This window comes from Actinopolyspora mzabensis (assembly GCF_900101095.1).
Lineage (GTDB): Bacteria > Actinomycetota > Actinomycetes > Mycobacteriales > Pseudonocardiaceae > Actinopolyspora > Actinopolyspora mzabensis.
The window spans coordinates 103269-117328 of record NZ_FNFM01000011.1 but is presented as its reverse complement, the minus strand read 5'-3'; the positions used below and the strand labels follow the sequence as shown (position 1 = coordinate 117328).

The window sequence follows — 14060 nt, the reverse complement described above, 5'->3', positions numbered from 1 at the left end:
CGACCTGCGCTTTTCCGGTTGGCGACCACCTGGCGGAACGCGTACTCGGCTGGTTACGAAGATCCGACGCGACGCGTTGAGCGATCGGTTCCGGTGTGTGCCCGCACAATCGTTACTGTCTCATGACCTCGCGGAGTGAATTTCGGTATCTCCTGTTTACCAGGAGTGATCGTTGCGGTTCGCAACGTGGTCAACCGCTTTCGTGGTAGGCAGCTGCCGGTACACGGGACCGGGCCGTTCGTGGGGTTGTCGTTTCCCGCTCGCCGGGTGCCACTTGCTACTCCCGTCCCCGAAATCATGCTCCTGGTGCCGCGGCCGGTGGGGTGGGTGGGCCCGAATTGCTCCGAAAGGCGCAGTGGGACCCATTTTTGTTGCTCCGATCGGGTGCGAAACCACGTTGGGAGTGGCAGTCTGGACGGTCTCGCAACGTGGTGGGAACCACGGGGCGCCGGACGGGTCACCGCACCCCTCGACTCCGGGTCGGGGTGGCCTTCGGTCGTTCTTCCCCGGCTCCGAGGTGTCAGCGCTGTACGCGGGGTGCACACAACTCGATACGAATCGATGACCGTTTCTGGGCAACCCGAAGTCCACCGCGACGTCTCTCGGGACGAAAAGGTCATCGAAGCGATCCCGAACGAAAGGTGGCTCGACAAGGATGCGTAAGACTTTCGCGATCGCCGCCGCGGTGTTGACGGTACTGGGTGGTGCGGGAACCGCTGCCGCTGCGGAGAAATCCGACGCGCAGTCGGCTCGGAACGGTCAGAGCGGGGCAGGTCTGTTCACCAGTGCCACCGGAACGCTCGTACGCGGCGGCCAGGGATACGCCCTCACGGCGGAGAGCGACGGCACGCGTTACCGCCTCACCGGAGCGCCGGGGATGCTGCTGCCCTACGCGGGTGAACGGGTCAAGGTGACCGGGAGCGACTCCGGGAAGGATCCGGAAACCGACCGGCTCGCGGTCAGAACGGTGGAGCCGGTCACGCGTGGCGGGTCGCTGCCCGAGCGCGGCACCACGAACCTGAACTTCCGGGTGCGTACCGACGGTTCCGTGAGCGGCAGCACGACGTTCTACGGTCTGTTCGGCACCCCCGGTGCGAACCCGCGTGGCGAGGTGGCCGACATCGACGAGCTGGGTGCGGTCGCGCTGCGCGACAACGACGGGGACGGGGTGTACTCCGCCCCGGTGGGGCTGCGAACCGGCCAGCGCGTCGTCGCGCGTATCGCCGTCGGCAACAGTGTGGTGGGGCCGCGAGAGGTGATCCACCCGCAAAGCGTCGTCCAGCGGGACAACACCGTCGTGCTCAACGGTGATACCACCGTTTCCACCGAGTACGCGGCCACGCGTTCCTGCGGTGACGTGCCGTTCACCCCCAACTCGGACAACGGTGCCTTCGGCGTCGAGGCGAGCGGGGTCGACTGCGACACCGCCCGTGACGTGGCGGCGGACGCCGAGGGGCGGATCGGGCAGGACTACCGCAGCAACGGTTTCGAGTGCTCCGCGACCGAGGCGGACAGCGAGCTGGGTGGCTACGACTACACCTGCCGTGACGCCGGACGCGAGGTGACTTTCGCGGCCTCCTGACCGAGGTCTTTCCACACCCACTCCGCAAGGGCGGACGAGACGGGACGGCCCGTCGGTTCGCACGCTCCGGAGAGACGATCGACACCGCTGTGACGGATCCGAGGGCCGATACGGACCGCCTGTCCGTATCGGCCCTGTTGCTGCTCCACGCGCCTGGCGGTGCGATTCGGCGTATCGATTATCATACGCTGCGTGATTGATCGGGTGCTTTACGTGAAAACGTGACGTGCCGGGTTGGCGCCAGCGACCGAATACCTACCGAAAGCGAGTTTCCGTGTCGGGGCAGTCCGAACGAGCCGAGGGGAAACGTGTCGGCGAGGGAGGCGCGGCTTCGGCCCGACCTCGATCGCGGCTGGCCGGTCTGCTGCGGACGGCTTCGGCCGGTTCGTTGTTCGAGCCCGAGACGAGAGGTCTGCCGAGCGTGGTCGGTACCGGTGACGTGTGCTTCGACATCGGTGCGGCCTACGGCATGTACAGCTTCTCGCTGGCAGCGCTGGTGGGCGAGCAGGGAGCGGTGCACTCCTTCGAACCGCAGCGTAAGCCACATCGGATACTCACGGGTCTGCAGTGGCTCGTCCACCTGCCCCAGCTGCGGACCACCCGTGCCGCGCTCGGGAGTCGCTCGGAGCCCCGCGGACTCGTGGTCCCCCGCCGTTTCGGTTTCCCGGTGCACGGCCACGCCCATATCGACGAGCGAGGACTCACCCCCGCGGAGCACGATGAGGTGCGGCAGGTGCGAACCCACCCCGTCGAGGTGCTCTCGGTGGATCAGGTGCGCCGCTCACGCGGCCTCGACCGCGTGGACTTCCTCAAGATCGACGTGGAGGGATACGAGCCGTTCGTGCTGGAAGGCGCCGAACGGACGCTCGCGGACTGCGAACCGACTCTGCTGCTGGAAATCGAACAACGTCACCTCACCAGATACGGGTGCGAAGCGGACGAACTCACCCGTTGGCTCCGCGAGATGGGGTACGGCATGTACGTCTGGCACGCCGAACGGTGGATGCCCGTCGAGAGGGTGACCACTCGTAAGCGGAACTACCTGTTCACCACGAGACGGGGAGTCTGACCACCCGCGACACCGCCGTCAGTTTCTCGCACCGCCGTCAGTTTCTCGGGAAATCGTCGCCCCGGTGCGCGCGGTGTGGCGCTGGGCGTCGATTTCCCGCGAAATCGCCGGGCCATTGGGCGAGTACTGCCGTGCGCTCTCAGGTGGCGTGTGCCAGCAGTCCGGGCCTGGCGGCCAGCGCCGCTTCGTACCGCTCGATCACCAGCTCGGCCAGTTCCGGTGCCGCTCCCATCGTGTTAGCCAGCAGGGGGCGCTCGGCGTGTTCGGTGGCCCGTTCGAGCACCCGGTCGGGCAGTCTGCCGGGAGCCAGGAACCACGAGCCGACGGCGAACCGCCGGGCTCCCCGGGCGCGCAGCAGCTCCAGCGCGGCGGGCACGTCGGGTTCGGCAGCGGCGGCGAAGGCCGCCACGGTACCGGCCCAACGGCTGTGCCGCTGCCAGACCCCGGCCACGTCGGAGACCAGCCGGTTGGCGGACTCGTGCGCCGAGCCCGCACCGGCCAGCACTACACCGAGTTCCGGATCGGCCGGATCGGCACCGCTCTCGGTCAGCCGTCGCCACGCCGCCTGCCGCAGCCTGGGGTCCGGTCCGAGCACCTCGGCGGTACCCAGCCGCAGCAGCGGATTGCGGCGTTCGGCCTCCCGAGCCGCGTTCGGGATGTCCACACTCGCGTGGTAGGCGTGGCCGAGCAACAGCGGAACGATCACGGCCCGCCTGTTGCCGTCGGCGTGCACGGCGTCGAGCACGTCACCGAGCCGTGGCGCTGACAGCTCCAGGAACGCGGTTCGTACGTCCAGTTCGGGGCGGACGGAGCGGACCACGTCCAGCAGCCCCTGAATCGTGGCTGCCGAACGTGGATCCCGACTGCCGTGCGCCACCGCGACCAGCGGTGCGCTCATCCGGGAACTCCGGTCGTCATCGAGTCGCTGGGATCGTCATCGAGTCACTGCCGAGGCCAGCGGGGCCAGCGGAACACCGATCAGGCCCGCCGCGAGCGTGGAACCGTCGGAGGGGTCGAGCACGATGAACGAACCGGTGCGCCTGCTGTCCGCGTAGTCGTCGATCGGCAACGACTCCGAGGTGCGGAACCGGATCTTGCCGATCTCGTTGAGCTCCAGCTTTTCCGGGGCGTCCACGCTCGACAGTTCCTGCTCGTCGAAGCGGGTGGCCAGTTCGGTGGCCATGGCCTGCACGGTCCGGGCACCGTGCTTGATCTGAACCTTCGTGTTCGGCGCGAGGGGCTTCTCCGCGAGCCAGCAGACCGTGGCGTCGAACTCGTCGGTCACCCGGGGTTGTTCCTCCGCCGAGACGAGGACGTCGCCGCGTGCGATGTCCAGGTCGTCCTCCAGCAGCACGGTGATCGAACGTCCGGCCGCCGCGCTCTGCGCCCGGCCGTCCGGGGTGTCCACCATGGAGACCCTGCTGCGTGCCCCGCTCGGGAGCACCACCACCTCGTCGCCCTCGTTGACCACTCCCGCGGCGACCTGACCCGCGTAACCGCGGTAGTCCGGGTGGTCGGCGGTGCGCGGCCGGATCACGTACTGCACCGGCAATCGGAACGGAACGTCGTGCGGGTCCGGAGCGACCGGAACGGTCTCCAGGTGCTCCAGCAGGGCGGGGCCCTCGTACCAGGGCGTGCGCTCGGAACGCTCCACGACGTTGTCGCCGTGCAGTGCCGAAACCGGGATCGTGACAACGTCCTCGTCGGAGTAACCCAGGGCCCTGGCGTGCTGCGCGAAGTCCTGGGCGATGGCGGTGTGCACCGACTCGTCGAAGTCGACCATGTCGATCTTGTTGACCGCCAGCACCAGTCGCGGTACGCCGAGCAGCGCCAGTACCGCGGCGTGCCTCCTGGTCTGTTCCACCACGCCCTTGCGGGCGTCGACCAGCAGCACCGCGAGCTGCGCCGTGGAGGCACCGGTGACGGTGTTCCTGGTGTACTGCACGTGCCCGGGGGTGTCGGCCAGCACGAAAGTGCGCCTGCCGGTCGCGAAGTAGCGGTAGGCGACATCGATGGTGATGCCCTGCTCGCGCTCCGCGCGCAGCCCGTCGACCAGTAACGACAGGTCCGGGGTGCTCAGCCCGCGGTCGGCGCTGGCACGGTGTACCGCGTCGAGCTGGTCGGCCAGCACCGACTTGGTGTCGTGCAGCAGTCGTCCCACCAGTGTGCTCTTGCCGTCGTCCACCGACCCCGCTGTGGCCAGCCGCAACAGGTCGGTGTGCACCGGAAGCGCCACTTCGGTCCCGCTGTCGGGGGCGAACCGGGTGAGGGTTTCGGTGTCGTTGCTCATCAGAAGTAGCCCTCCCGCTTACGGTCCTCCATGGCTGCCTCGGACATCCTGTCGTCGGCTCGGGTCGCCCCTCGCTCCGTGAGGTGGCTGGCGGCGACCTCGGCGATCACGTCGTCCACCGTGTACGCCTCGGACTCAACCGCGCCGGTGCACGACCCGTCCCCGATGGTGCGGTAGCGAACCGTCTTCTCGTGAACCTCCTCGCCCTCGCGTGGCCCGCCCCACGGGCCGGAGGTCAGCCACATGCCGTCCCGATGGAAGACTTCCCTGCGGTGGGCGTAGTAGAGGTTGGAGAGCTCGATCTTCTCGCGCTGGATGTAGCGCCACACGTCCAGCTCGGTCCAGTTGGACAGCGGGAAGACCCGCATGTGCTCGCCCGCCCGGTGCTTGCCGTTGTAGAGGTTCCACAACTCGGGGCGCTGCCTGCGCGGATCCCACTGGCCGAAGGCGTCGCGCAGGCTGAAGACGCGCTCCTTGGCGCGGGCACGCTCCTCGTCACGCCTGCCGCCGCCGAACACGGCGTCGAAGCGGTTCTGCTCGATCGCCTCCAGCAGCGGCTGCGTCTGCAGCGGATTGCGGGTACCGTCCGGCCGTTCGCTGAGCCTGCCGTCGTCGATCCAGTCCTGGACCCTGGCCACGACCAGACGCAGCTCGTGGCGACTGACCAGCTCGTCGCGGAACCGCAGCACTTCCTCGAAGTTGTGTCCGGTGTCCACGTGCAGCAGCGGGAACGGTACGGGTGCGGGCCGGAACGCCTTCAGTGCCAGGTGCAGCAGCACCGTGGAATCCTTGCCTCCGGAGAACAGGATCACCGGGCGATCGAACTCCCCAGCGACCTCCCGGAAGATGTGGATCGCCTCGGACTCCAGCGCATCGAGGTTGTCCACTTGTGGTGGTGCCTCGGATGTCGCCGGATCTTCCGGTAGGTCGAGATTTTGATCCATGATCGCTTCCGTCGTCATCAGCGTGCCCTTACACAGTTACCAGTTCATCCCATCGGGTGATGTTCTGGTGCCGGTCGTACCGGCATTCTCCCCCGGAGCTCCCGAGTTCGCGGGCTTAGGCGTGCAACCCGCACTCCGTCTTCGTGCTACCGGCCCAGCGGCCACTGCGCCGATCCGCGCCTGGTGCGGGCTTGGCGGTGCACGGCTGACACCCGATCGAGGGAAAGCCGGCGGGGACCAGGGGATTCACCAGCACATCGTGCTCGGCGATGTAATTGTCCATGTCCTCGTCGGTCCACGCCGCGAGCGGATTCACCTTCACGAGGTTGTTGCGTTCGTCCCAGGTCACGAGGGGAGTGTCGGCCCTGCTCGGCGAATCCACGCGTCGCAGTCCGGTGATCCAGGCCTCGTAGCGGGCCAGCGTGTTGCGTAGCGGAAGAACCTTGCGCAGGTGGCAGCACCGACCGGGGTCCCGTTCGTAGAGCCTCGCCCCCTCGGTGGCGTCCTGCTGTTCGACCGTCTGTTCGGGCATCGCGTCGATGATGTTGACGTCGTAGGTCTGCGCGACCGCGTCGCGGGTGCCGAGCGTCTCGGCGAAGTGGTAACCGGTCTCCAGGAACAACACGTCCACGCCCGGCTGGACCTTGGAGACCAGGTCTATCAACGAGGCGTCCTCCATATTGGAGGCCATGATCAGATTGTCGCCGAACGTGCGGGCCGCCCAGTCGAGTACCTCCGATGTGCTCGACTCGGCGAGTTGCTCGGAGGCCTCCTCCGCCAGAGCGCGGAGTTCGTCGTCACCACGTCGAAAGCCGATTCGGGAAGTGCTGTCGGTGGTCATGGTTCTTCGTCCTCCTCGGTCAACGCCAACCCGGCCAGTCGTACCGTGAACACGCGACGGCACGCCTGACATTTCCACGCGCCCACGGGTTCAGCCTCCGGTGTGAGTTCCTCGTCACCGCAGTACGGGCAGTAGAACGGAACGGCCCTGCCCTCGGGACCCGGTTCTGCCGAACGCCCCCCGCTCACGTTAGCGCCTCGTCACCGACGCGTTTCGTCCACTGGGCGAAGGTCTCGTCCTCGCCGCGCTGCTCCACGTAACGACGAACCAGGCGTTCCACGTAGTCCCCCACCTCGGCGGAAGTCACCTTGTGCCCCCGGATCTTGCGTCCGAAACCCGCGTCCCTGCCGAGACCGCCCCCAAGGTGTACCTGGAAGCCCTCGACCTGGTTGCCCTCCTCGTCCTGCACCAGCTGACCCTTGAGGCCGATGTCGGCGACCTGGGTGCGGGCGCAGGCGTTCGGGCAGCCGTTCAGGTTGACCGTGACGGGTTTGTCGATGTCGCCCTGCACGTCGTCGAGCCTGCGCTCCAGATCCTCGACCAGTTCCATGGCACGGTTCTTGGTCTCGACGATCGCCAGCTTACAGAACTCGATTCCCGTGCACGCCATGACGCTGCGTCGCCAGGACGAGGGGCGTGCCCGCAGGTCGAGCCGGTCCAAGTCGGCGACGAGGCTTTCCACCTCGGAGCCGGGCACGTCGAGCACCAGCAGGTTCTGTTCCACGGTGGTGCGGACCCGGCGCGAGCCCGCGCGTTCGGCGGCCTTGGCGACCTCGATCAGCTTGGAACCGTCGACCCTGCCGGCCACGGAGGTCACGCCGACGTAGTAGTTGCCGTCGACCTGCTCGTGCACCCCCACGTGGTCACGGGGTCCGTCCGGAAGCGGCGGTGCCGGACCGTCGGTGAGCGCGCGGCCGAGGTACTCGTTCTCCAACACCTCACGGAACTTCTCGGCCCCCCAGTCCGATACCAGGAACTTCATCCTCGCCCGGTTACGCAGCCTGCGGTAACCGTAGTCCCGGAAGATCTGCACCACGGCGTTCCAGACCTCGGCGGCCTCCTCCACCGGAACCCAGGCGCCCAGGCGCACCGCGAGCTTGGGGTTGGTGGACAGGCCACCGCCCACCCACAAGTCGAAGCCGGGACCGTGCTCGGGGTGCTCCACCCCGATGAGCGAGATGTCGTTCGTCTCGTGAACCACGTCCTGGCGCGGGGAACCCGAGATGGCGGTCTTGAACTTGCGCGGCAGGTTCGAAAGTGATTCGTCACCGATGTAGCGTTCGGTGATCTCCCTGATCGCCGGGGTGGCGTCGACGATCTCGTCGGCGGCGATGCCCGCCACCGGGGAGCCGAGCACGACGCGGGGGCAGTCACCGCACGCCTCGGTGGTGTACAGCCCTACGGACTCCAGCTTTTGCCAGATGGCGGGCATGTCCTCCACCCGGATCCAGTGCAGCTGGACGTTCTGCCGGTCGGTGATGTCGGCGGTGTCGCGGGCGTAGGTCTGCGAGATCTCACCGATCACCCGTAGCTGCTCGGTGGTCAGCGCGCCGCCGTCGACCCTGATGCGCAGCATGAAGTACGAGTCGTCCAGCTGCTCCGGTTCGATGGTTCCGGTCCGCGCGCCCGGAATGCCGGGAGCTCGTTGCGTGTAGAGCCCCCACCAGCGGAATCGACCGCGCAGGTCGGAGGGGTCGATGGAGTCGAAGCCACGCTGCGCGTAGATGTTCTCGATACGACCACGGACGTTGAGTGGATTGTCGTCCTTCTTGGACTGCTCGTTGCCGTTCAGCGGTTCGCGGTAACCGAGCGCCCACTGGCCCTCCGCGCGGCCCTTGCCCTTGCGTGCGGGTGCGCGGCGTTGTGTGGGGCTCGGTGCTTCCGTCGGGGGGACCATTCGTCCGACCTCCGCGATGACATGGCGTGACTACGCCGCGACAGTTTTACGGGAAAAGAGTGCTCACGACCCGGTTACCGACACACCGGATCGGATGCGGACACGAAACGCGACAGGAAATACCGTGAGTTTCCGATCGGACCGACGCGGGCGACCAACTCGGCGCGGCCCCCGGAGGTGTCACCCGCGGCGGATTCGCCGGGCGAGCACCCCGTCAGGTACGGACGGGAAACTTCAACAGCTCGTGCTCCGGCACAGCGCGCTGGAGACCCGTCGTAGATCCAGGTAACGCCGGGCGACCAGCAGCAGCTCGGTGGGGGTCGCGTCCATGGTCGTCAGCGTGCCACGCACGCATCGGGCGGTCCAGGCTCATCCGCATGCTGGGACAGCACGTCACCCGTACGTTGACCGGTCCCGGGTGCGAACACATCCGCGCACCCGGAGCGCCCGGCGTGAGGGCAGGCGCGCGCCGCGAGATCCGACCCCTCCAGGTGGGAGTAACCTCACACTCCCGGAGCACCTTAGTCGATCGCCGTCGCGTGGGGACCTGGGGACGGCGGAACCGATGATCGGGGATCCACCCGCTCCGTCCGGAGGCAGGGGTCCTCCGCCCCGAGGTAGGCCCGAGGTAGGGATGCTCCGCGCTCCTGTGGGAAGTCGAATGCCTGCTGGGAGAATTTGTGCCGTGAGCACGCATCCACCGACCGGCGAACAACCACCGCAACAGGGCACGCTGCCCGCCACCGCGCTGCATGGCGTGGGACAGCGGCCGTTCGGGATATACGTGCACGTGCCGTTCTGCGCCACCAGGTGCGGTTACTGCGACTTCAACACCTACACCGCCGACGAGCTCTCGGGCGGCGGCAGTTTCCGCGGCTGGCTCGACGCGCTCAAGGCCGAACTGGAGCTCGGGGCCAGGGTGCTGGGGGAGGGCAACCGTGCGGTTCCCCGCGCCGGGACCGTCTTCGTCGGCGGCGGAACCCCCTCACTGCTGGGGGGTGACGGCCTGGGCGAGGTGCTCGACGCGGTGCGCGCCTCCTTCAGGCTCGCTCCGGAGGCCGAGGTCACCACCGAGGCCAACCCCGAGTCCACCTCCCCGGCGTTGTTCACCGCCCTGCTCGAGGCGGGCTACACCAGGGTTTCGCTGGGGATGCAGTCCGCGGCCGAACACGTACTGCGCGTGCTGGACCGAAACCACACTCCGGGGCGCGCCGTCGCCGCCGCGAGGGAGGCGATGGCGGCGGGGTTCGAGCACGTCAGTCTCGACCTCATCTACGGCACTCCGGGCGAGAGCAGCGACGACCTGCGGGGGTCGCTGGAAGCGGTGCTGGAGGCCGGCGTGGACCACGTCTCGGCCTACTCCCTGATCGTCGAGGACGGGACCGCCATGGCTCGGCGGGTTCGCCGCGGTGAGCTGCCGATGCCGGACGAGGACGTGCTGGCCGCCGACTACGAGCTCGTCGACGGAGTGCTCTCCAAGGCCGGATTCCACTGGTACGAGGTCTCCAACTGGGCCACCGACGAAGCGGCCCGCTGCGCGCACAACATCGGTTACTGGCGGGGCGGTGACTGGTGGGGTGCGGGCCCCGGTGCGCACAGTCACGTCGGTGGCGTGCGGTGGTGGAACCTCAAGTACCCGGCCCGTTACGCGGCCGCCCTGGGGGACGGGATCTCACCCGCCGCGGGGCGCGAGGTGCTCGACGTGGAGGACCGCCGCGTCGAACGAGTCATGCTGGAACTGCGGCTCCGGGAGGGACTCACCACGGAGGTGCTCGACGACGCCGGGCTCGCCGAGGCCCGGCGCGCCGTGACCGACGGCTTGTTGCGGGACGACGAGTTGCGTGCGGGACGGTGCGTGCTCACCGATCGCGGCAGACTGCTGGCGGACGGGGTGGTCCGTCGACTCCTCGGGTGACTGCCACACCCGTCCTCCCACGTTTCGGAAGGCGCGGGGGCCGGTGATTCGCCGGTTCCGATGTCCGGCGGGATGTCGCCTCGCGAGTCTCCCCGCGAGGAGCGGCCACCGGGCGAGCCACATCGGGTGCGCCGGTGCTCGCCCGTCCCCCGCACACCGGTGCGAGCGGTTTCCGCGACACCCACGAGTCCCGCCTGCCCGCGACCATCCTCGTGGCCCTCGGCTCAGCGGTCGGAACACCGTAAACTCGGACGGTGGACCGCAGGCACGGAACGCGTGTCTGCCGAGTCGGACGTGTCCATCGCGGGGCGCGCCGAACGAGGAGGTGACGCTGGTGAATGCGGACGAGCGCCGGTTCGAGGTACTGCGCGCGATCGTTGCCGACTACGTGTCCACCAACGAGCCGGTCGGTTCCAAGACGCTCGTCGAGCAGCACAATCTGGGTGTGTCCAGTGCCACGGTACGCAACGACATGGCCGTGCTCGAGGAGGAAGGACTCATCGCGCAGCCGCACACCAGCGCGGGACGGATCCCCACCGACCACGGGTACCGGACCTTCGTCGACCGGCTGCACGAGATCAAGCCGCTCACCTCGCCGGAACGCCGTGCCATCCACGCCTTCCTGGAGGGCGCGCTGGATCTCGACGACGTGATGCGGCGGAGCGTCCGGCTGCTGGCCCAGCTCACGCAGCAGGTGGCCGTGGTGCAGTACCCCACGCTGACTCAGTCCACCGTGCGGCACGTCGAGGTGGTGACCATCACTTCGGCGCGGCTCATGCTGGTGCTGATCACCGACACCGGGCGAGTCGATCAGCGTATGGTCGACCTGGGTGACGTCATCGGCGAGGAGGATGTCTCGCGGTTGCGCACCGTGCTCAACTCGGCGATGGCGGGCAAACGGCTCGCCGAGGCCTCCGCTTCGGTGGCCGAACTCCCCGAGCAGTCTCCCCCGGAGCTGCGGGAGACCATGTCCAGGGTGTGCGGGGTGCTCATCGAGACGTTGGTGGAACACCCCGACGAGCGCATGGTGCTCGGGGGAACCCCCAATCTCACCCGCAACGTCGCCGATTTCCCCGGTTCGTTGCGTCAGGTGCTCGAGGCGCTCGAGGAGCAGGTGGTCGTACTGCGGCTACTGGCGGCGGCACGGGACTCGGATGGCGTTACGGTTCGTATCGGGATGGAGAACGAGGCCGAGGAGATGCAGACGACCTCGGTCGTTTCCACCGGTTACGGTTCGCATGGGACGGTACTTGGGGGTATGGGCGTGGTCGGCCCCACTCGGATGGATTATCCGGGAACGATGGCAGCGGTTCGTGCCGTTGCGTCCTACGTGGGAGAGATCCTGGCGGGGCGGTGACGTCCGCGTCGGCACGTGTGGCGCGCCACGACCGGCCCTTCGGAACTCTTCGGCATGTACCCGCTAGACGAGCAGAGGAAGAGCGCACAAGGTGGCCAAGGACTACTACGGGATCCTCGGGGTATCGAAGGACGCGACCCAGGATCAGATCAAGCGGGCTTACCGCAAGCTTGCGCGGGAACTCCATCCCGACGTGAACCAGGAGGACGGCGCGCAGGAGCGCTTCCGAGAGGTAAGCACTGCTTACGAAGTTCTTTCGGATCCCCAGAAGCGCCAGATGGTCGACCTGGGCGGGGACCCGATGGACAGCGGGGGAGGTGCCGCGGGTGGTCGCGCCGGTGGCGATCCCTTCGCCGGGTTCGGCGGCCTCGGCGACATCATGGACGCGTTCTTCGGTGGCGGGTCCGGCGGTTCCGCCGGACGTGGACCGCGCAGCCGGGTGCAGCAGGGTTCCGACGCCCTGCTGCGGCTGGAGCTGACGCTGGAGGAGTGCGCCCAGGGAGTCAACCGCGATGTCACCGTCGACACGGCTGTCGTCTGTGACACCTGTGAGGGTGGCGGCTCCAGCGCGGGCAGTGCCCCCTCCACCTGTGACACCTGTGAAGGCCGCGGCGAGATCCAATCGGTGCAGCGCTCCTTCCTCGGGCAGGTCATGACCTCGCGTCCCTGCCCCGTCTGCCGCGGCTTCGGTGAGGTGATCACGGATCCCTGCCAGCAGTGTGGTGGTGACGGGCGGGTGCGTTCCCGGCGCACCATCACGGTGAAGATTCCCGCCGGCGTCGGTGACGGGATGCGGGTCCGACTCGCCGGTGAGGGTGAGGTCGGCCCCGGCGGTGGTCCCGCCGGTGACCTGTTCGTCGAGGTGGAGGAACTGCAACACGAGCGGTTCGTCCGGGACGGTGCCGATCTGCACTGCCACGTGCAGGTGCCCATGACCGCGGCCGCGCTGGGCACCGTGGTCAACATCCGAACCCTCGAGGACGAGGAGGAGCTGACGGTGGAGCCCGGCACGCAGCCGGGAACCGAGTACGTGCTCGACGGGCGTGGATTGCCCAAGCTGCGTTCCAACGGACGGGTGAGCGGTCACGGCGACCTGCATGTTCACCTGGATGTGCGGGTGCCGACGAAGCTGGACGAGGACCAGGCCGACCTGCTGCGCCAGTTGGCCACCGCGCGTGAGGAGGAGCAGCCCGAACCCACCGTCAGCGCCGGTGGCAACGGGCACCGCAACGGCATCTTCTCCCGCTTCCGCGGCTTCGGTCACCGCTGATTCCGCCCGCACCGCCGATTCCGCCCGGCCCCGTTCTCGCGGGGCCGTAACGGGACACGGTTCCCGGCGCGGCGCAGCCGTCCGTCGTGTTCCCGCTCGTCTCCCGGAAAGGGTCAGCGCGATGTCATCCACCCTCCCGGTCTTCTCGGTCGAGGAGCTGCCCACGGGCGAGCTCGCCCGGCTGGACGGCCCCGAGGGCAAACACGCCGCCACGGTGCGCCGGATGCGTTCCGGCGCCCGGCTGCTGCTCTCGGACGGGCGCGGCGGGATGGCCGAGTGCCTGGTGACGGACGTCGGCAGGGACGCCCTGGACCTGGAGGTGGTGCGGCGGGACACGGTTCCCGCCGCCGAGCCCCGGGTCCGGCTGGTCCAGGCGCTGGTCAAGGGTGACCGCGGTGAACTCGCCGTCGAGCTGGCCACTGAAGCGGGGGTCGATGTCGTCACGCCGTGGCGGGCCGAACGCTGCGTGGCGCGCTGGGAGGACGGACCTCGGGGTGCCAAGGCACTGGCGCGATGGCGCAATTCCGCGTTGCAGGCCGCCAAGCAGGCACGCAGGGCTTGGACTCCCACGGTGACCGAGCCCTGCTCCACTTCGGAGATCGTGGCGGCGCTGCGTGGCTGTGAGGCGGCTTTCGTGCTGCACGAGTCCGCCGAGCTCGGGCTGGCCGAGGCCGAGCTGCCCACCGCCGGTGAGATCGCCGTGATCGTCGGCCCGGAGGGCGGCATCACCGAGCAGGAGCTGTCGACGCTGCGTGCGGCGGGTGTCCGGCCGGTCCGGCTGGGGCACGAGGTGCTGCGTGCCTCTACCGCGGGAGCGGTGGCACTCGGAGCGCTGGGCGCGCTCACCTCCCGCTGGCGGTGATCGGGAAGCGGGCGGAGCACCCGGACACGGTGT

Annotated in this window: 13 protein-coding genes; 6 read left to right on the top strand and 7 right to left on the bottom strand. The window is 68.4% G+C overall.

What is annotated here, in order from left to right:
* Window positions 1-655 precede the first annotated feature (655 nt).
* Both BLR41_RS18570 and BLR41_RS18565 read left to right on the top strand, forming a co-directional pair.
* On the top strand, window positions 656-1582 hold the full coding sequence (locus BLR41_RS18570) for a DUF5818 domain-containing protein (protein ID WP_092630681.1): 927 nt from the start codon (window positions 656-658) through the stop codon (window positions 1580-1582).
* Window positions 1583-1856: 274 nt separating this feature from the next.
* The gene (locus tag BLR41_RS18565) at window positions 1857-2651 is read left to right on the top strand and encodes an FkbM family methyltransferase (RefSeq protein ID WP_245694484.1); all 795 of its coding nucleotides are present in this window, start codon (window positions 1857-1859) and stop codon (window positions 2649-2651) included.
* 139 nt (window positions 2652-2790) lie between these two features.
* Here BLR41_RS18565 and BLR41_RS18560 read toward each other — a convergent pair whose 3' ends face one another.
* The 7 genes from BLR41_RS18560 to BLR41_RS23895 form a co-directional block, all read right to left on the bottom strand.
* Window positions 2791-3549, bottom strand: a complete 759-nt coding sequence (locus BLR41_RS18560; protein WP_092630679.1) for a sirohydrochlorin chelatase — start codon at window positions 3547-3549, stop codon at window positions 2791-2793.
* Between the two features lie 36 nt (window positions 3550-3585).
* Window positions 3586-4941, bottom strand: a complete 1356-nt coding sequence (locus BLR41_RS18555; RefSeq protein ID WP_092630676.1) for a sulfate adenylyltransferase subunit 1 — start codon at window positions 4939-4941, stop codon at window positions 3586-3588.
* On the bottom strand, window positions 4941-5885 hold the full coding sequence (gene cysD, locus BLR41_RS18550; RefSeq protein WP_176798059.1) for a sulfate adenylyltransferase subunit CysD: 945 nt from the start codon (window positions 5883-5885) through the stop codon (window positions 4941-4943). Before cysD ends, BLR41_RS18555 begins: the two co-directional genes overlap by 1 nt.
* A gap of 115 nt (window positions 5886-6000) precedes the next feature.
* Window positions 6001-6726 carry a phosphoadenylyl-sulfate reductase gene (locus BLR41_RS18545; protein WP_092630670.1) on the bottom strand — a complete coding sequence of 242 codons (726 nt, stop codon included), beginning with the start codon at window positions 6724-6726 and terminating at the stop codon, window positions 6001-6003.
* Entirely contained in the window at window positions 6723-6914 is a 192-nt protein-coding gene (locus BLR41_RS18540; protein ID WP_092630667.1) for an eL43 family ribosomal protein, read from the bottom strand. The genes BLR41_RS18545 and BLR41_RS18540 overlap by 4 nt, the downstream gene beginning before the upstream one ends.
* Window positions 6911-8623 carry a nitrite/sulfite reductase gene (locus BLR41_RS18535; RefSeq protein WP_092630664.1) on the bottom strand — a complete coding sequence of 571 codons (1713 nt, stop codon included), beginning with the start codon at window positions 8621-8623 and terminating at the stop codon, window positions 6911-6913. Before BLR41_RS18535 ends, BLR41_RS18540 begins: the two co-directional genes overlap by 4 nt.
* A gap of 234 nt (window positions 8624-8857) precedes the next feature.
* Entirely contained in the window at window positions 8858-8974 is a 117-nt protein-coding gene (locus BLR41_RS23895; protein WP_342745395.1) for a putative leader peptide, read from the bottom strand.
* 310 nt (window positions 8975-9284) lie between these two features.
* On the opposite strand from BLR41_RS23895, the gene hemW reads away from it, so the two are divergent.
* The 4 genes from hemW (at window position 9285) to BLR41_RS18515 (ending at window position 14027) form a co-directional block, all read left to right on the top strand.
* Window positions 9285-10538, top strand: a complete 1254-nt coding sequence (hemW, locus tag BLR41_RS18530) for a radical SAM family heme chaperone HemW (RefSeq protein ID WP_092630662.1) — start codon at window positions 9285-9287, stop codon at window positions 10536-10538.
* A gap of 331 nt (window positions 10539-10869) precedes the next feature.
* Window positions 10870-11895: a heat-inducible transcriptional repressor HrcA gene (hrcA, locus tag BLR41_RS18525; RefSeq protein WP_165400776.1), complete on the top strand. Its 1026-nt coding sequence runs from the start codon at window positions 10870-10872 to the stop codon at window positions 11893-11895.
* A gap of 91 nt (window positions 11896-11986) precedes the next feature.
* A complete protein-coding gene (gene dnaJ / locus BLR41_RS18520) occupies window positions 11987-13165 on the top strand; it encodes a molecular chaperone DnaJ (RefSeq protein WP_092630656.1) in 1179 nt (392 codons plus the stop codon).
* Between the two features lie 121 nt (window positions 13166-13286).
* Complete coding sequence (locus BLR41_RS18515; protein ID WP_092630653.1) at window positions 13287-14027, top strand: 16S rRNA (uracil(1498)-N(3))-methyltransferase; 741 nt, start codon at window positions 13287-13289, stop codon at window positions 14025-14027.
* Window positions 14028-14060: the final 33 nt, after the last annotated feature.